The organism is Sulfitobacter sp. IGS-18, assembly GCF_059628195.1.
This window is the reverse complement of the sequence record NZ_JCAQIH010000004.1, coordinates 1-17,254: the sequence shown is the minus strand read 5'-3', so window position 1 is coordinate 17,254 and position 17,254 is coordinate 1. Positions and strand designations below refer to the sequence as shown.

19 protein-coding genes are annotated in these 17,254 nt (G+C 59.6%); 14 read left to right on the top strand and 5 right to left on the bottom strand.

Translation table 11 applies throughout. The features are described from left to right. The first annotated feature begins 85 nt into the window (after positions 1 to 85). The 9 genes from ACWNZ3_RS22530 to ACWNZ3_RS22490 are packed head-to-tail and all read left to right on the top strand — an operon-like array spanning position 86 to position 7,418. A complete protein-coding gene (locus tag ACWNZ3_RS22530) occupies positions 86 to 1,231 on the top strand; it encodes a lytic transglycosylase domain-containing protein (RefSeq protein WP_152477515.1) in 1,146 nt (381 codons plus the stop codon). Beyond that, complete coding sequence (locus ACWNZ3_RS22525; RefSeq protein WP_231017864.1) at positions 1,231 to 2,079, top strand: type IV secretion system protein; 849 nt, start codon at positions 1,231 to 1,233, stop codon at positions 2,077 to 2,079. The genes ACWNZ3_RS22530 and ACWNZ3_RS22525 overlap by 1 nt, the downstream gene beginning before the upstream one ends. Positions 2,080 to 2,092: 13 nt before the next feature. Beyond that, complete coding sequence (locus ACWNZ3_RS22520) at positions 2,093 to 2,746, top strand: VirB8 family type IV secretion system protein (protein ID WP_088716868.1); 654 nt, start codon at positions 2,093 to 2,095, stop codon at positions 2,744 to 2,746. Positions 2,747 to 2,753: 7 nt separating this feature from the next. Further along, positions 2,754 to 3,449, top strand: a complete 696-nt coding sequence (locus ACWNZ3_RS22515; protein WP_231017867.1) for a TrbG/VirB9 family P-type conjugative transfer protein — start codon at positions 2,754 to 2,756, stop codon at positions 3,447 to 3,449. Continuing rightward, the gene (locus ACWNZ3_RS22510; RefSeq protein WP_088716866.1) at positions 3,446 to 4,759 is read left to right on the top strand and encodes a TraB/TrbI/VirB10 family type IV secretion system protein; all 1,314 of its coding nucleotides are present in this window, start codon (positions 3,446 to 3,448) and stop codon (positions 4,757 to 4,759) included. Before ACWNZ3_RS22515 ends, ACWNZ3_RS22510 begins: the two co-directional genes overlap by 4 nt. Beyond that, complete coding sequence (locus ACWNZ3_RS22505) at positions 4,760 to 5,755, top strand: ATPase, T2SS/T4P/T4SS family (RefSeq protein WP_088716865.1); 996 nt, start codon at positions 4,760 to 4,762, stop codon at positions 5,753 to 5,755. Then, positions 5,742 to 5,951 (top strand): hypothetical protein, encoded by a 210-nt coding sequence (locus ACWNZ3_RS22500; RefSeq protein WP_127562613.1) that lies wholly within the window; start codon positions 5,742 to 5,744, stop codon positions 5,949 to 5,951. Before ACWNZ3_RS22505 ends, ACWNZ3_RS22500 begins: the two co-directional genes overlap by 14 nt. After that, positions 5,948 to 6,340, top strand: a complete 393-nt coding sequence (locus ACWNZ3_RS22495; RefSeq protein ID WP_127562612.1) for a hypothetical protein — start codon at positions 5,948 to 5,950, stop codon at positions 6,338 to 6,340. Before ACWNZ3_RS22500 ends, ACWNZ3_RS22495 begins: the two co-directional genes overlap by 4 nt. Before the next feature lie 7 nt (positions 6,341 to 6,347). Continuing rightward, positions 6,348 to 7,418, top strand: a complete 1,071-nt coding sequence (locus ACWNZ3_RS22490; protein ID WP_088716864.1) for a TrbL/VirB6 family protein — start codon at positions 6,348 to 6,350, stop codon at positions 7,416 to 7,418. Positions 7,419 to 7,471: 53 nt separating this feature from the next. Here the strand turns inward: ACWNZ3_RS22490 and ACWNZ3_RS22485 are convergent, their stop codons facing one another. From ACWNZ3_RS22485 to ACWNZ3_RS22475, 3 genes are read right to left on the bottom strand one after another with little or no spacing between them, the layout of a single operon-like run. Then, positions 7,472 to 9,499, bottom strand: a complete 2,028-nt coding sequence (locus ACWNZ3_RS22485) for a type IV secretory system conjugative DNA transfer family protein (protein WP_088716863.1) — start codon at positions 9,497 to 9,499, stop codon at positions 7,472 to 7,474. Beyond that, entirely contained in the window at positions 9,492 to 12,314 is a 2,823-nt protein-coding gene (locus ACWNZ3_RS22480; RefSeq protein ID WP_088716862.1) for a relaxase/mobilization nuclease domain-containing protein, read from the bottom strand. The genes ACWNZ3_RS22485 and ACWNZ3_RS22480 overlap by 8 nt, the downstream gene beginning before the upstream one ends. Beyond that, positions 12,301 to 12,885 (bottom strand): ribbon-helix-helix domain-containing protein, encoded by a 585-nt coding sequence (locus tag ACWNZ3_RS22475; protein ID WP_231017863.1) that lies wholly within the window; start codon positions 12,883 to 12,885, stop codon positions 12,301 to 12,303. Before ACWNZ3_RS22475 ends, ACWNZ3_RS22480 begins: the two co-directional genes overlap by 14 nt. A gap of 625 nt (positions 12,886 to 13,510) precedes the next feature. On the opposite strand from ACWNZ3_RS22475, the gene ACWNZ3_RS22470 reads away from it, so the two are divergent. From ACWNZ3_RS22470 to ACWNZ3_RS22450, 5 genes are all read left to right on the top strand, one after another. Then, positions 13,511 to 14,224 (top strand): AAA family ATPase, encoded by a 714-nt coding sequence (locus ACWNZ3_RS22470; RefSeq protein WP_088716861.1) that lies wholly within the window; start codon positions 13,511 to 13,513, stop codon positions 14,222 to 14,224. Further along, the gene (locus ACWNZ3_RS22465; RefSeq protein WP_127562611.1) at positions 14,224 to 14,859 is read left to right on the top strand and encodes a hypothetical protein; all 636 of its coding nucleotides are present in this window, start codon (positions 14,224 to 14,226) and stop codon (positions 14,857 to 14,859) included. The genes ACWNZ3_RS22470 and ACWNZ3_RS22465 overlap by 1 nt, the downstream gene beginning before the upstream one ends. Positions 14,860 to 15,087: 228 nt before the next feature. Further along, a complete protein-coding gene (locus tag ACWNZ3_RS22460) occupies positions 15,088 to 15,267 on the top strand; it encodes a hypothetical protein (RefSeq protein WP_127562610.1) in 180 nt (59 codons plus the stop codon). Then, the gene (locus tag ACWNZ3_RS22455) at positions 15,260 to 15,484 is read left to right on the top strand and encodes a hypothetical protein (RefSeq protein WP_127562609.1); all 225 of its coding nucleotides are present in this window, start codon (positions 15,260 to 15,262) and stop codon (positions 15,482 to 15,484) included. Before ACWNZ3_RS22460 ends, ACWNZ3_RS22455 begins: the two co-directional genes overlap by 8 nt. Before the next feature lie 53 nt (positions 15,485 to 15,537). Next, positions 15,538 to 15,957 carry a hypothetical protein gene (locus ACWNZ3_RS22450; RefSeq protein ID WP_088716858.1) on the top strand — a complete coding sequence of 140 codons (420 nt, stop codon included), beginning with the start codon at positions 15,538 to 15,540 and terminating at the stop codon, positions 15,955 to 15,957. A 133-nt stretch (positions 15,958 to 16,090) separates the two neighbouring features. Here the strand turns inward: ACWNZ3_RS22450 and ACWNZ3_RS22445 are convergent, their stop codons facing one another. Both ACWNZ3_RS22445 and ACWNZ3_RS22440 read right to left on the bottom strand, forming a co-directional pair. Further along, on the bottom strand, positions 16,091 to 16,270 hold the full coding sequence (locus ACWNZ3_RS22445) for a hypothetical protein (protein WP_088716857.1): 180 nt from the start codon (positions 16,268 to 16,270) through the stop codon (positions 16,091 to 16,093). Further along, entirely contained in the window at positions 16,267 to 17,172 is a 906-nt protein-coding gene (locus tag ACWNZ3_RS22440) for an ArdC family protein (protein WP_088716856.1), read from the bottom strand. Before ACWNZ3_RS22440 ends, ACWNZ3_RS22445 begins: the two co-directional genes overlap by 4 nt. Positions 17,173 to 17,254: the final 82 nt, after the last annotated feature.

Here is a 17,254-nt window from a genome sequence, read left to right as displayed (position 1 = left end):
AGTGAACCGCAACCGCAGGCCCGGATTTCGACCAAATCAGCACCCTGCACCTTTACCGCGATCGGCGGCCCGGAGGGCCTTGGTGATGGGTAAGACGGCTGCACTGACGGCCATCGCCTTCCTGTGGGGAACCAGCGCGATCGCGCAGGGTGTCCCCACAGTGGACGGTAGCCTGATTATCAGAAACGAGGCGTCGAACGCTCATCGGGAAAGCGATCTCGCCACGCAGCGCGAAACGCTCGCGGTGCAGGAAGAGATTGCGGCAATCGAGCAAGAACAGCTCTCCATTCTGCAACAGATCCTCGACGCCCAAACCAGCCTCGGCGGCCAGGGCATTCCGGGCATGGTCTCCGCGTTGGAAGATGGGGCAGACCCCGAGGCGTCGGCCGATGTGGTCTATGACCCGGATGACAGCAACCCCGGCGCTGCGCAGATGTTCGGGGACGCGGCAAAGAACGTTGAAGAGCTGATTATCCAGGTCGCGCAGGAAACGCATGGCCGCTCGGGTGTCAATCAAGCGGGGTTCTCGGTCAGGGAATGGCGCTACATGTTGCAAGCTCTGATTTGGCAGGAAAGCCGGTTCTCCATCGGCGCACGGTCGCCGGTCGGGGCCTTTGGCCTGACGCAGATCATGCCCGGCACCGCCGGCGATCTCGGCATCTATCCCGAGTATTACGACAGCCCGTATTTGCAGGTTGAAGGCGGCGCTCGCTATCTGGCGCAGATGCTTGCCATGTTCGACGGCAACATCATCCACGCCCTCGCTGCCTACAACGCCGGTCCCGGCAACGTGCAGAACTATGGGGGAGTGCCGCCGTTCCAGGAAACGCAGCACTACGTTCAGGTGATCCCGGCGAAATACAACGAATATCTGGCGCGTGGCGGCGGCGGCGATGCCGTTGGCACCATCGACCCGGCGCTGCTCGCGAACTCGAACCTCTCCTTCACCGGCGCCGGGGCCAGTTTCTACGCGAACAACAGCATGGCAACGGTCGAAGCTGCCGCGCGACGACTTCAAAGCATCATCCAGCGGATCAGCGAAACCGAGGATGTGCAGGAGGCTATGGCGCTGAACACCTATGCCCGTGCCGAGTTTGGGCGGCTCAGCGCCATCATGGCCCGGCTCCTTGCGGCCAGGGCACGCCCGGCAAGCGCCGAGTCGATCGCGCTCGCGGCCGACCGCCAGCAAGAACAGCAATTCATGGACTTCAATATGGAGGATTTCGACTGATGAAACCGTCGATGAACATCAACGCGGTGATCCGCAAAATCGCAACCGCCGGTTTCCTCGGCCTCGGCCTCGCTGTTGCGCCCGTTTCGCTGCTCGGGACCACGGCACCGGCTGCCTATGCGCAAGGCGTTCCCACCGTGGACACGCAGAATATCGCGCAGGAAATCCGCCAGCTTCAGCAGATGATCGAAGATGAAATCCTTCAGAACGATCAACTGCTTCAGCTTCAGGAACAACTGACAACGCTGCAAGAGCAATACGCGCAACTTCAGGACACTTATGCCGCCCTGACAGGCCTCGCCGAGCTTCCCGAGATCATTTCGACGGAAATGGAAGACTGGCTGAACGGGCTGCTCGATCAAGAATTTGGCGACATTACCGGCACCATCGCCGCGATCCAGCAAGGCGATTGGAGCGGCCTTACTGGCTCCGGTTCCAGTCAAATCCGAACACAGATGGAGCAAGTTCTGGCCGAACACGGTTTCGATGAAGACACGCTTTCGGAAATGGCGAACAGCGGCAATGGCGGCGCGGAACGGGTTGCCACCCGAGCCACGACTGGCGCGATGGTCTCTGCCGCCGCACAGAACAGCTACACCGAAGCCGGGCAGTCGCTTGAGCGGATCGACCGCCTCGTGGACCTGACGGGTGACATGGAAACCCTGAAGGAAAGCATCGACCTCAACACGCGCGTCGTGGCTGAGAACGGCATCATTCTTGTCTCGATCATGCAGCTTCTCGCGGTTGGCACCGTGGGCGAGGGCCAGGCCGGCGTCATCGAAGCAGCGGATCGGGCGGAAGAAGATCGCTACATGGACTTCACCATGCCCGATCTTTCGGCAGACTAAGAGAGGCGGGCAAGTGGTTAAGGATCAAGAAATCATTGAGGAAGAGCTGATTTACGGTGCCCGTCGCCGTGAAAAGCTCTGGCAGAAGCTGGCCTTCGTCGGTTTGGGTTTCGGCGTGTTGGGATGCCTTGGAGGAATGGCGGTCGCGGTCCTCGATGTTGATCCTGCGCCGGTTGTCGTTCCCTACGACCCCAATTCCGGCATGGCCCTGCCGAATGCCTCTGTCGGGGCCGTGCGCGTCACCGAGAATCAGGCGGTCATTGAAGCTGCGGTCTTCCGCTATGTCACGCAGCGGGAGACTTACAACCAGCTCGACAATGACCTGCGCGTTCGCGGGGTGCTGGCAATGTCGGACGGCAACGCCGCTGCCTCGCTGCGCCAGCTCTGGAACAGCGCAAGCGAGAACTATCCGCCCAACGTCTACGGCCCGGATGCCCGGCTCGACGTTGAAATTCTGAGCATCAACCGGATCGGGGACAACCGGGCCACTGTGCGCCTTCGCAAGCGGCTCACGTCGCAGCAGGGCGTCCAAGCTGGCCTGTTCACGGTCACGTTGATGTTCGACTTCCGGCCCGAAGAGCGGCGGCAGATTGATGAGGTCTGGACGAACCCGTTCGGCTTTACCGTCACCGAATACGCAATTCGCTCGGACAGAATGGAGAACTGATATGAAGATGCTTAAAACCGGCCTTCTGTCCGTCGCTCTTGCCCTGGCAGTTGCTCCGGCCTTCGCGGAAAGCAACCCGAGAGCCGGAAGCCACGACAGCCGCGTTCGGATCGCAACCTACACCGATGGACAGGTCTACCGCCTTCGCGTCAGCCTGACCCATGTTACCAGTGTGGAGTTCGGTGAAGGGGAAACCATCCGCTCGATTATTGCTGGTGACACGGAAGGCTTTCAGCTCGACGGCGTTCCGGGTGGCCGTGCCTTCGCCGTGAAGCCCTTGGCTCGGGGTGTCCACACGAACATCACGGTCTATACGAACCGCCGCAGCTACTATTTCAACGTCACGGAATCGTCCTCCCCGACCTACTACGTTGTCCAATTCCGGTATCCGCAGGATCGAACGCGCCCGACGAACGCCGTCGCGCAAAGGGCACCGAATTACAACTATGCGGCGTCGGGGCGCTCGGAAATCACTCCGACAGCCGTGTGGGACGATGGGACATTCACCTATTTCCGCTTTGCTCCGAACGCCCCGGTCCCTGCGATCTTCCAGTATTCGGCAGGCCGCGAGCGAACGGTGAACAGTCAGCAGATCGAGGACGGCGTTCTTCGCGTGTCAGGGGTGAACCGCCAGTGGGTTTTGCGCCTGGGCGATACCGTCATCTGCATACAGGAAAATAGCGCCGGAGGAACCGGATCATGAGCGACGAAAAGGATCTTGAAGAGCGCCTGTCCGCGCTCGAAGCCGGAGGCGAAAGCGGGCCCAAGAAGGAACGACCGTCGCCCAAGGTGGCGTTGGCCGGTGTCGGCGCCATCGCGGCCATTGGCCTGATCGCATACCTGGCCCTGCCGTCTGATGAACCGGAAAACCCGCTGCCAACCGCGCGGCCTGCCGAGTTTCAGGAAGAGGGCGATGGCTTCGGTGCGATCGAGCCCTTCGTGCCCCCTGCCCCGCCTGAACCGGAGGTCGTCGAGGTAGAGAGCGAGATTGAGTCTGCGCTTCGGGCTCAGCTCGAAGCTCTTCAGGCTGAAATTGCAGAGCTGCGCGATGCGCCGGACGATGATGGTGAAGCGGCTGCGGCATTGGAGGCCCTAACGGCACAGGTAGCCGCGCTTCAGGAAGCATCGGATGCCGCAAGATCGGAATTTCAGGAAGAGTTGGCGGCTCGGGATCGCGAGCTTCGTCGCCTTCAATCTGAGCTCGAAATCGCGCGGCTCGATCAAGAAAATCCAATGGCACCGCCAAGCAATGAAGAGGACGCGCGACTTGCGGAACTGGAACGCCGGCGAGCGGAGGCGGCCGCGTTTCAAGAAGCCCGGATCAACTCGCCCATGATCGCCTTTGGCAACTCCGGTGCAGGGAGCGATGAAAGCGCCCTGTCGGAAAGAACGCTCGGAGAAGTGACAGATTTCGTTCTCAATGGCGCATCGCCTTCGCAGGTAACGCAGGCTGAGGTCATCGCCAACCCGTCGAACACGGTGGTTCAAGGCACGATGATCCAAGCCGTCACCGAAACGGCGCTGGACAGCTCTCTGCCGGGACAAATTCGGGCGATTATCTCGGAGGACGTGCATTCCTATGACGGGTCGCGCGTCCTGATCCCTCGCGGCTCTCGTCTGATCGGGCGCTATCGCTCGGGCCTCAATGTGGGCCAGCAACGTGTGACCGTCGCATGGGACAGGATCATTCTGCCGACGAACCAGACTGTCACCATCAGCTCGTTCGGTGGCGATGAGTTGGGCCGGTCGGGCGTAACGGGCTTTGTGGATACGCGCTTCGGTGAACGCTTCGGTTCTGCCGCCCTGATCTCGATCCTCGGCGCGGTGCCTGCGGTAGCAGCAAACCAGATTGATGACGAAGTATCCTCTGACATTGCTGAGGACGTTGGCGATGATCTGCAAGACGCGACCGACGATGTGATGAGCGATTACCTGTCACTCGGCCCGGTGATCTACGTCGATCAAGGTGCGCGGATCACCGTCATGGTGGATCGGGACGTGGAGATCTTCTGAATGACTTCCAGCTACCTCCAAGCATCGCTCGACAAGCTGCCTGACGCCATGCGGGATGATGTGATCGAGATTTGCATCAACCCGGATGGCCGGGTCTGGGGCGAATTTCAGGGCGATCACTTCATGCGCCTTCTCGATGCGTCCATGAGCCAGACGGAAATCCGCGACCTGGGCAACCAGATCGCGTCCGGGGCAAATACTAGGATCGGGAAAGAGAAGCCCATCGTCTCCGTAAGCATCGAGTATCGCGGCCGACCGATCCGGGCGCAGGTGATCCAACCGCCTGCCGTCCAGACAGGGCATTCGATCTCGTTGCGCTTCTTCTCTACCCTGCCGCTGGAAAAGATCGAGCTGAAGTATCTCTATGGTGCAGAACGCAGCCTTGAAGGCGTCCGCCAGGAACGGAACCGCGAGCTGCGCCAGGTCGTGAAGAGCGGCGACATTTACGCCGCGATCAAGTTCTGCGTCGAGAACAAAATGAACATGGTGGTTTCCGGCGGAACGTCCACTGGGAAAACCGTCGCGGCCAGGAAGATCCTCTCCTATGTCGGGGAAGATGAGCGCATCGTGACTATCGAGGAAGCGGCCGAGCTACTGCCGAACCAGCCGAATGTCGTAACGCTGATCGCGAACCGCGATGTGGAGACGCAATCCGCTGACACTCTTCTTACCTCCACGCTGCGGATGCGGCCTGATCGCATTGTCTTGGGTGAGGTTCGGGGGCGCGAGGCGATGACCTTCCTAGAGGCCATCAACACCGGGCACGGCGGCTCGATGACGACGCTCCACGCGGAAACGCCGCAATTGGCGGTTCAGCGCCTCGCCATCGCCGCCCTGAAGACGGATGTGCCGATGACCTATGCCGACATGATACAGTATATCGAAAGTTCGATAGACGTGATTATCCAGGCCGGGCGGCACAACGGCGACCGGGGTATAACGGAGTTCTACCTGCCGGGCAACGAAAGTGAGGACCAGAGCAATGAAAACCTTTGAAAACGAAGTGCTGACTTTCGACCCTCTGTCGGCAAAGAGCATGAAGTCCATGCCCGAAAAACTCAGGGAATGGGGACAAGCAGGCTTCAAGGTAGTCTCCGTGGTCCACGCCAGTGCGGAAGGGCGTGCTGGATCGAACATTCATGTATTCTTGACGCGTGAAAATGCTTCAGGGGAAAAGGAGGATGCGGCGTGATTAAAGCTATCAGCATCGCGGTCCTCGTTCTGGCCCCCGTCCCCGCCATTGCGCAATTCGTGCCCACGCTGGACAATGAACCCCGTGTGTGTCCGGAACAACCGCCCCGCCCTGACTGGATGGAGAATGCACATGTGCGGGACGCGCATAAGAACATCCTCGTTCAACAGATGTATCGAGCTCAAAGTTTGAATGCAGTTGTCGAAACTGGCGATTGTTCCTGTGAAACTCGCTTTCCCTCCTGGGATGCGGCTTCGGAATATTACTTTGAAAACTACGCCGGCCTCGACAGACACGAGATCCTTGAACGCACCTCGGAATACAGTCGAACGGCGAACGAGCTGAGGCCCGCAGCAAGATCAATTTGCGAAGAGCAAGGTAACTGGTGAGGGTCACATGAGCGTAGTAACCTTCTTCGTAGAGACGGCTGATAGCTTCCTGGAAGAAGCAGCCGAATCACAGTTCGGAGCTATAGCTGCGACCGTTGGAACTGTGATTGCCCTGTCCGCTACACTGATCGTAATCCTGATCTTCATAAACATGGCCTTTCAGGTTCGAAGTGTGGACGGGCGCACGTCATTCTGGCTTGCCGTGAAGATCGGATTGGTAGCGCTGTTTGCAACGAACTGGGCCCAATTCAACTATCTTGCAGACGGGATTCTCAACGGGATCGACAGCATCGCCGGGTCTCTAGTGGCCTCGGTAGGTGGCGGTGCGCCGGGGCCGTCTGGAACTTATGCGGAAGAATTTGACCAGCTCATCAACCGCATGGGCGAATACCTCAACGCGATCGGTGAGAACCTGAACTGGATGGCCGGGGCATTGATCGACACGCTTGGAATGTTCCTTCTCTCGGTTCTAGGCGCGATCGCAGCGTGGCTTGTGATGATGTCAAGGATGCTGATCTCGATCCTGATTGGCCTTGCTCCGATCATGATCTTCCTGACGCTTTTCGACGTTACGAAGGATTACTTTGCTCGGTGGCTGTCCACCCTGATCTCCTTTTCCATGTATCCGATCATCATCGCAGGCGTATTCTCGACCATCATCGGCGTTGCGAGCGCGCTGATCGACCGTCTCGGAGACCCCTCAAGCGCAGCAAACATCGGTGCCTTGCTGCCCTTCTTCATGATGATCCTGATGGGAAAAGGTTTCATTCTGGCGACCCCGTTTATCGCGCGCTCCCTATCTGGCAACATCGTCATGCCTGCCATGAATGCAGGGATGGGCGGCAGCTATCAGTTCGCCCGAGCTGCTATGGGAAGCCAACAAGCCCGAAACCGCTACCAAGTGGGAGCGGCTTCTACGGCGGAAGTGGTTGGCCTTCGGGCCAATGAATATGGGAGGCGAGCTATGGCCTCGATGCGGGGATCGCCGTCTTCGACGGGCGGAGGCACCCCACCATCGACCGGAACGGGTGCCAAGATGCAGCGCATGAAAGATCGAGCTGACCGCCTCGGAGATTGAAAAAGGCCCGCACAAGCGGGCCTTTTTCTTTGTGTTGGTCGGCAAGGACATCGCTACTCGGCCGCGGTTGCGCGTTCGCCTCCCTGCCCTTCCGTAAAACTTGCCTCGAACTCTGCCAGCTTTGCATCGGCATCACGCAACGCCTGCACGTCGGCATCGGAAACGTCGCCCGGCTCGGGCAGATCGAGCCTCTGCTGAACAGACAGGTCTAACTCGCGCTGGCGCTCGTCCATGTCCCGAGTCGCCTGCGTAGCCTGGGCGACAGCTTTGGACCGTTTGCGCTTCGACGTTTTCAGCTTTGCTCGATGAGGCTGATCGCTGGCCTCTTTCACGGAAAGGTTCTCGGCCGCCTCCTGCGGCGCAGCCGCCGGCGTCGGCTGCGCCTCGTCCTCCGGTTCTTCCGCAATCACCGGCTCGACGGCTTTCAAGGTCCGCTCAGGGAAAGGTAGCTCGCCCTTCTGTGCGCCGTGGATCGCCTTGAAAAACGGATCGTCGTAATACTGGATACGCTTTGCCCGGATCGGCATTTGGGCATCCACGACCATCACAATGTCATCGAGCGGCATCCGCCGCGCCTCATCTTCGGGCAACAGAGACGTTTCCTCGGTGCGTTCGGACATGCTGCGACCCTCGAAGGGGTTCCGACCAATCGACCGGGATCGCGTGACCACGCGCTTGGTCGTCTTGCCCACGGCCTTGCTCAGTTCTTCGACGGTCTTTTCATCGGAGGGCGTGAGGTAGAGCTTCACACCAGCGTTGCCCTGCAACGCCCTGCGGGTGTTCTCGCCATATATCTCGTCCAGCGCAGGGATCGTTTGCGTGACGATAGCCAAGTGCCCCTTGTAGGAGCGCAGCGTCTCGATGCTCTCGACCACGATGGGCATCTTCCCGAGGCGGTTGAACTCGTCCAGCATAATCATCACCGGCCAGGGTTCATCCTTGCCCGGCTCCTTGTCCTGAAGCGATGAAATCAGGTCGGAGAAGAACAGGCGGATCAGCGGGGCCATCGGCTTCACCATGTTCGGAGCGACGACCAGGTAGACGGTGAACGGCTTCTTGCGGATCGTCCGGAAATCGAAGTCCGATTCGATGGTGGCGGCGTCGATCGCCGGGTTGCTCCATTGATCGAGGCCCGAGGTCATCAACAGGGACACATAGGAGGTCAGCGTATCGTTGTTGGTGGATGCAAGCCGCTCGAAAATCAGCTTCGCAGCGTGGTTCCGAACCTCGTCCCGACGCTTCATGAACTCTTTCTGCTTATTGCCGCCGGACGCGCTGATCCGGTAGATTTCGCCCAAGGTGGGCCGCTTCCGCTCGAAGGCCAGAAGACCGGCTGCAACGAAGAGGTCGATACCGCCTTTCAGAAGCCCTTGGACACGATCACTGTCAGCTTGCAGGAAGAGCGAGGCGAGAAGCTGAAGCTCCATCTGCTTTCGGTCAGGATCGTCCAGCTCGAAGATCCTCAGCAGCGGGTTGTAGCGATGGCTGCGCCGGTCGTGCCAATCGGTCGGTGCAAAGCGGAACACCTTGTCGCCCTCCGACGCTCGATGCCGGGCCGTATGCTCAAAATTCTCCCCCTTCACGTCCAGGACCACGGCGGACCCTTTGAAGGTAAGAAGGTTCGGGATAACGAAGCCGGTGGTTTTCCCCCGCCCGGTCGGTGCGACGATCAATGCGTGGGGAAAAACCTTCGACGTGACGAGCTTTCCGCGCGACTTCGGCTTGCCCATCTTGCCCAGGATAAACCCTGTGCCGGGTTTACCGAAAAACCCGTTGCGGGCCATTTCAGCGGCCTTCTGCCAATGGGTGCGCCCGAAGCGGGTGAGTGCAGACCCGGACAGAACCGCGCTCAGAAGCATCCCGGCTAGGGCAAAGCCGCCGATGATGAGATTGACCTTCTCGAAGTCGTTGGGGCGGACGATCCGCATATCCAGGTAGTTCTGCGCCAGCCAGAAGAAGTCAATCTCAGCCGACAGCCCATAATCGCGAAACGTGAGGTAGGCAGTCGCAATCACATAGCCGACAGCGGCCGAAACCAGCGTCAGGAGGATTACGCCAACTGCGATCTTGCCCTTATCCATGCGTCTGCCCCTTTTCGCTGTGGCTCTGAACATGCTTCAGGCGCTGCGCATCGTATTCTTCATCGGCAATCTCGGAAATGACCTCGCGGGTGGCCTCGCTGTTGGCCGTCGCTTCATCCGATTGCAGATAGGCTTTCGCGGCGTAGAGCCGTTCCAGACGGTCATCAATGACGTTCTCCAAGGCATCTGCATCGCCTTCGCGCAATGCCTCGATCCGCTCGTCATCCAGCTCGCGTTCGATTTCCTCGCGATAGGCGCGGCCACTGGCCTCGTCTGCGAAGGTCGGGTTGATCTTGTCGTCACGTTCGTGAGCAATGACACGCTCGATCTCAGGACTGCGGCCGGCGCTGGTCAGTTCACGTTGCGCCGCCACCTCGGAAACCCGCTCACTGTCCCGAATGCTCATTGCCGTGGCGTAGGTCTGACCCAGACCCCGTGCAAGGTGATCGGGCATGTCCGGATACCGGGCCTTGAAGTCATCTGCGACAGTCGCCTTCACATCGGTGGATTCGTCAGCTCCGGCGGCGCGGGCCTCCGTCTCGATCCGGTCGTATAGGTCGTGATCGACAATCGTTTCCTGATAGGGCTGGTCACGATAGATCAGGTCCGGGGACGCTACGATTTCCGGCTTGTCTCGGAGATAATCGGCCTGCTCGCTTGCAATCCGCTCCCGCGCCATTGCCTCGATCCGGCCGTCCTCGGACATAGCCTGCACACGATCATAGCGCGTATCGAAGTCCTCCGATTGATCGGCTGACATAAGCTCGTCGCGGATGCGGCTGCTCATGCGATCAAGGCTGGCCTGCTCGATATGGGCCTGATGGGAAACCCCGCCCTCGTTGTCGGTCTCGACTTCGTAGGGGCGCATCGCATCATCGAACTCGCGCAAGCGATCCTGCTCGAACCGCTCTACTTCAGCACTGTAGCCCGCAAAATCCTCATGCTCATGCGAACGGAACTCGCGGGTATCCTCGCGCACCAACCCGTCGCGCATCTGCTCACCATATCTGTCAGCGGTGTCGCGCAACAAAGCATCGGCCCGGCGCTGATCTTCAACCGACATACCTCCTGCCGCGCGCTCTTTCGCCAGAGCCGTGAACGCCATGCCCAGCTCCGCGTTGGTGCTGACATTCGTGCGCCCCTGCGCCGCACGATCCCGCTCGATCACCAAAGGCTCGAATGTGGCATAGTCATTGTTTGGCCCATCGAAATTGTCACGAACCCCCTTCTCGACCTCGGCCACGGCCTCAGCCTCTCGTGCGGAAATGCCATCATTCTCAGCTCGAATTAAGGCGTCCTCGGTCCGCAGCTCATCGCTGACACGTTCCCGATAGACTTCATCGTTCGCCTGATCGCGCAGGAAGTCTTGATAATCCGGATCGTCCTCGAACACCCCATCGTCGCGCAGAACCTCGGCCCGTTCGAGCGCGGTCCCTAGCTGGACATGCACCTGGTCCAGCTTGTCCACCGCTTGTTGAAGATCTTCGCGCCGTTCGAGATTGAGCCCATCAGTCTCCGCGATGCGGCTCAAATCATCGGAAAGCCATTGGCGTTCCAGCGCAGCGTTATTCGCTGTGGTTTCGATCCGTGCGATGATCGTCTCGGACGAAATGCCTGTGCCACGCAAGGCCGTTTCGATCTGCGCCCTCGTCTCAGGCTCGCGCAGCCGCTCGACGGCATCGCGGTTCACATTGGTCTCGGAATAGACCCCATCGGCCGAAGGCGCATCAAGTAGCGTTTGCGAACGGGTGCCAAGAGGCTGCATGTGGGCAACCCCCCGATAGATTTCATTGAGACGCGCCTGCGCTTGGGGTCGCTGCACCTCGGGCGTGCTGGCAACCATCGCCTCAACGCGCTCCATCCGTGCGGCAAAGCTGCTTCTCAGATCATCAAAGGACTGTTCCTCGGCCATGTAAACTTCTCCATTCTGTTCAAGATGCCCGCCCCGTGCCATCATCTCACCGGCACGAAACAAGGCGTTTGCAATATCCTCACGGTTCTCGGCCGACGCCTCGGCGGCCAGTGAACGGTAAACCTTCGTATTGCTGGCGATCTCCGCCAGCGCGCGGTCCAGATCGCGCCCGACGCGGACACGTCCAACCGGCTCCCTGCCCTCTTCCTTGGCCGCGTAAACCTCCTTGGTGCGCGGCTGATATGTTACCACACCCCGATCCAAACGGCGCGTTGCTTCGAGACAAACACCATATTTTTCAGCCTCTTCGACCATCGCCGTGCGGAAGTCGTCGTAGTTGAAATGGTGATCCCGCCCCAGATAGAAGAACTCGCCCTCCTGGGACCGCCGGTTCAGGACGACATGGGCATGAGGATGAGCCCGATCCTCATGCACCGCGATCAGGTAGTCGAAATTGCGATCTTCCGTGGCGAAGAACCGCTCGCAAACGTCGCTGGCAATGTCTCGAACATCAGCCCCGCGCGTGCCAACGGGGAACGACATAAGCAGATGGGTCGTGTGCCCCATCTTCGGGTTGAAACCCTTGTCCCAACGCTCGGTGAAACGATCTGCCACGCTCTTGATCTCGTCGGCGCTCAACTGGCGCTTCCCATCGAGAACGCCACGGCTGTCCACGATATGCGAACTCTTGGTGGTCAGATACTCAAGCTGATTGACGAGCTGACCCCGCGTGTGTGTTCCGCCTGACCGGATTGCCTTGAAAACGGCCGCTCGATGCCCCGCCCCGGCACGGGCCATCTGCTGCCGCTTCTGACCCAGGCCCTGCATAGAGCCTCGAACCTTGCTCCACCCATCTTGGAAAAGCTCACCAGTGACGGCGGCAACCGCATTATTCTTCGCCATCTGCCAGCTCCTTCAAGGCGGCATTGACCGTCAATGTCAGGTGACTGCGGCGGCGCTCTGCTAGCGAATGAACCTGATCGGCAAAGTCCAGAACGAACCCGGCGAGGCTCCGCATCTGCGATAGACTGCCCGGCCCGAAGGGCGGTCGAAGGCCCTTCTTGTTCGCCTCGTTCATGCGCTTGGCGATCTGGGAGACGTTGTTACCCACACGATTCAGGGCTGCACGGAAGCTGCTCAGCTCAGAAGACAGGTGTTCATCGGGGATGAAAACGCCATTCGCACACTGGATCAGGCGGCGCAAACCATCCGATCTGCTGTTGATCCCGTTCTTGCTCAAGACGGCATCGAACGCGCGAAGCTCTTCTTCGGTAACGGTTACGCTGACCTGGCGCGTCCTGATGCTGCTTTCGCGGCGGCGCTCTTTTTCAGTCCGAACCGTGTAGTAGATCGCCCGTTCCGTCACCTTGAAGCGCGCCGCAAGTGCCTTTGCGGAAACGCCTTTTCCGCTCTCGCGGACGATGACGAGCCGTTCTTCACGGGTTAGACGGCGGCGCGACGACATACTGAACATACACTCCTTATTTCCTGCCACCTTCATACAGACGAATAGGCTTCGACGCAATCCGGGGATTGTGTCGAGTGTCGAAGCCGTTAAGTTCGGCTGTATTCCGCATTAGGCACGGCTAGCCCGTGCCGTGATCGAACCCTGGTTCGATCTGGGCCGCTCCGGCCCACCCCTCTAAAAATGCCCCGTGAGGCGCTAGAAGCGCCTCTCCGCACCCCTCCCCCTCAGAAGCCTCGGAAGCACCCTCAGCGAGCCGCTGCGGCGCTCCTGTGCGCCATGCCGTCCCCGACCGAAGCAGACAGTCCCAGCGAAAGGTCTGATTGCGATGAAGAAGAGAGGCAGCACGCCGGCCCTTTCGCCTCCTTAACGCTCCGCCCCGCACGCAACACGCAACACGTAACACGTAACAATGAACAGTTGCCACGCGACAAACAACACGCAACACGGAACATACCACAGGCAACAAGCGGCACTGGACACTGGACACTGGCCACTGGACACTGGATAATTAACACTTGACCCGCAACACGCAACAAGGGACAAGTAACAGGCGACAGTTGAAACGCGACAAGCGACAAGCGACAATCAGCCCGGAACACCGGACAAGCAACACTGAACATGAGGCCGAGCAATGCCGAACGAAAACATGAAAGTCATCACGGTCATGACACGCAAAGGCGGCGCCGGAAAGACGATGCTGACCCGTGCCCTGGCGAGTGCAGCTATGAACACAGGCAAGAAATGCCTTGTCCTAGATGCTGACCCGCAACAAGCCTTGTTTCGATGGGCTGAGAAGCTGAAGATCGAAGATCCGAATTTCACCATCGAAGAGCTGAAGTCACCCGAAGCATTCGAGGCGCGGGTGGATGCTGCCTGGGAAGAAGGGTCAACGGATTTCATCTTCGTTGACACGCTCGGGGCCGCTGGTGCTTGGGCCGACGATCTCGCGGCCTTCAGCGACATTCTTGTGGTGCCCATGATGCTGTCCAACGACGATATGGAAATCACGCAAGACACCCACAAATGGTATGTTGACCTCCGGGGAAGGACCGAAGATCCCGAAAACCTGCCGACCTTCCATGTCGTTCTTTCCAGCGTTCCCGCACGGATGAGTAAAACCGAACAGCAACTTGAGCTGGAAGCGGTTCAATCCTTCCCCGTCGTCCAGAACTACTTCATGGAGCGCAAACAGCATAAAGACGCCGCCAGCCTCGGATTTCTCCACTATCTCGCTGAGGCACGGCGCAACGATCCGAACCCTCTGCTCCGCACCCACGCAAAGCACTATGAAGAGGCTCTGGACGAAGCACTGGCGATCCTTCAGGACATTGGAGGGATCGCATAATGGCCCGAAAGCAACGCCCGAACATCAAGGGCTTCAACCCTGAATACACCACCAATTTCGGAACCACTCGCGAAAGCACCGGAACCTTCGCAGCGGAAATCCCGAAACCCTCCGCTCCGGCGGAACCGGCGGCTAAACAAACGCCAACTCCTCCGAAGCCCGATCCTGAAACCGACACGCCCTCTGCCAGCAAGCCTAAAGCTGACAAGCCCGCTCGCCCGCGCGTGGAGAAAGAGCGACAACCGCAGGCCCCAAAGGCACCAAAGCCCGCCGCAGAAAAACGGGAAACGCGCCTCGACGCTGCTGTGAAGGTCGATCAGGGCAAGAAACTCGATGCTCTGGAAGGGCAGGGGATCGCGGCCCGCGATGTGATCGTGCTTGCCGGACGCCGAGCAACGGCCAGGTTCGAGCTGAAGGCCAAATACATCGAAAAGCCCGAGGCAGATCGCCTCCCGATGCGTGAAGGCTACCACACAACGAAGCGGCTCCCCGCGAACATCCTGGACGATCTGCGCGAAAAGCATGATCCGCTTCGTCTCCAATCCGATAGCGCGATGGTGCGGGGCCAGTTCGAACCAGTGTTCTGGACCTGCCTTGATGAAGTCATCGAAGAGCTTCGACAGAAGAAAGATTAGAAGACGCGGCAAGCCGCGTCACGTTATTGCGTAGAAGGGGGAAGGAGTTTCGGCTTCCTTCCCCCTGAAGCAAAATAGACAGGGCCGTGTCCTCGGCTGCGCCTGCGGGCCGCACCACCCCTGTCGATTTTGCTTCACCCCCATCCTCTCACGCTCGCCGCTCGGCAGGGGTAAGCGAGCGCTTACCCTCCCTTCAATGATGAAGAAGGCGCGGGAACGGGGCGCTCCGTGGATCAAAAAAACGGAGTGAAAACCATGCCGAGGCAAAAAAGACTGGAAGCGAAAGCAATCAAGCGCATCCTCGATGCCAGGACGCGCGAAATCGTCGGATGGCTCTACGAGTGGAACACCGGCGAGATACTTCCGCGCTGGAAGGACGGGCGTAGGGAAAATGTCATCTATGAGTAAGACACCAATGTTTTCGCTGTCGGCCGAGGAAGACGGGCGAAGCCTTGGCACGGTCTACTCGACCAGCTCGAAGACCCTGCGCGAGTTTGGCGCGGCTTACATGCGCGATCCGAAGACGCGCGGGGAAATTACCTTGAAGAACCCCGAGGGGCGCGTGGTTGCCTCTTTCGACGTGTGGCAAGACAAATGGTCGGAAACCGCCGAAACCTTTGAATAATCTTCCCTTTTTGTTCTCAAAATGCTAGGCTGGCTCCCAAAAGGAGGCAGCCTATGCAGTTTCATAAAGCATTGATTTGCAGCACAATTATTCTGACGGCATCGCCCGCTGTGGCAAGTGCCTGGGAACATGAGCATGAACGCGGGGTCGATCTCTACCGCACGGAGAATGCGGGCATGGTGGTCTCGCTGGTTTGTGATCCGAACACGGTTTACGGGACCTCGGAAAGCGCCGTCCTGATCGAAGCCGGCAACAACCCCGACCTGTCGGCCGAGGTGGGCTTCAGCTTTCCCGATGGCAACAGGATCGGCGCGGCAATGGTGCATGGGCGCTACGGAAAAGCGACGGCCAACCCCGTGGAATGGGAAACTCTGATCGCCGGATTCCGCGCGCATCAGACAGTCACGGTTATGATTGGCGACAGCTCGACCGAGGTTGAGCTTGGCGATCCCATGCCCTTCACCTGCCTCTGACCTTGCGCCTGCGAAAGCAGGCTCGGCGCGAAGCGCCGGGCGGGGCCGGGGCCGCGCGCAAGCGTGGCCCCGGCCCCGTCAAACATAGCACCAGGGCAAAGGAAACCCCCGCCGGGGGCAGGGGCTGACAGGTTCAAAGCTCGACGCCGGGGCGCAGATTGCCGTCTTGGTCCAGCCATTGCCGCGCCTCGGCGCAAGCGTAGCAGATGCAAGAGCCCTCGCCCTCGATCGCCACCGGCGCGAAATAGACCGGCGGGTTTATCCTGCCGCATTTGCGGCAGGACAGGCGGGGCAGGGTGTGGGGGCCGCTCATGCGGCCACCTGCTTTTCACCCTCGGATACGCGGGCCTTTTCGTTGATGTAGTCCACGGCCTTCTGTGCCTCGGCAGCAGCCTTGAAAATCATTTCCTTGTCGGATTTCAGGGCCTCAAGCCATCCTTCGACATAGGCCGCGCTCTGGTCAAACTGCGGCTCGACGCCAAGCTGAACGGCAAGGAAACATGCGCCGATCTCCGCGACCAGCTCGTCAAAGGCGTATTCCTTCCGGTTCGCACGGGCCTTCTGAGTGGCAAGGCGCTTTTCACCGCAAGCCCAATGGGTCAGTTCGTGGGCAAGTGTCCCATAGTATCCGGCGGCGCTGTAAAACGTCGCAATCGGAGGCATATGGATGTGGTCTTTCGTCGGATGGAAATAGGCGCGCGGTTCCTCCGTGGTGATGATTTCCGCCCCGCTGCGGGCAAAGAAAGCGTCAAGTTCGGCGTCGGCCTCGGTGCCAAGATCGCGGGGCGGTTCCGGGCGGATGTAATAGGCTTCCGGCAAGCCCTCGATCTGGTCGGCATTGAAAACATTGTTGGTCTTGGCAAACCGGATGCGGCGCTTGCCGTCCTCGCCCACTGCCGCGTTCTCGTCCTCGCGTTCAATCGAGCCATAGAAAACAGATTTCGTCGCCTTCTCGCCCTTCTTCACGCAACCGCCAAGCTCAAGGGCCTGTTTGAAGGTCATCCAGCGCGCGGAATTGTAGCCGCGAACATGCGCCGTCGCCCAAAGCATCAGAATGTTGATGCCTTGATAGGAATCGCCATTGTGCCGCAAGGGAAAGCTCGCGCCGCTCATGTCGCCCGTCCACGGCTTGCGCCACGGCGGGGTGCCCGCCTCGATCTGCGCAATGATCGTGTCGGTGACGTGCTGCTTGATGTCAAAACGCTCTTTAGCCATATCTGGCCTCCTTGTGGTGATGCCCTATCGGTCTGGTGCCGAAAATTGGGGCGGGGTTTCTGGCGAGGTCCGCTGCAAGCGG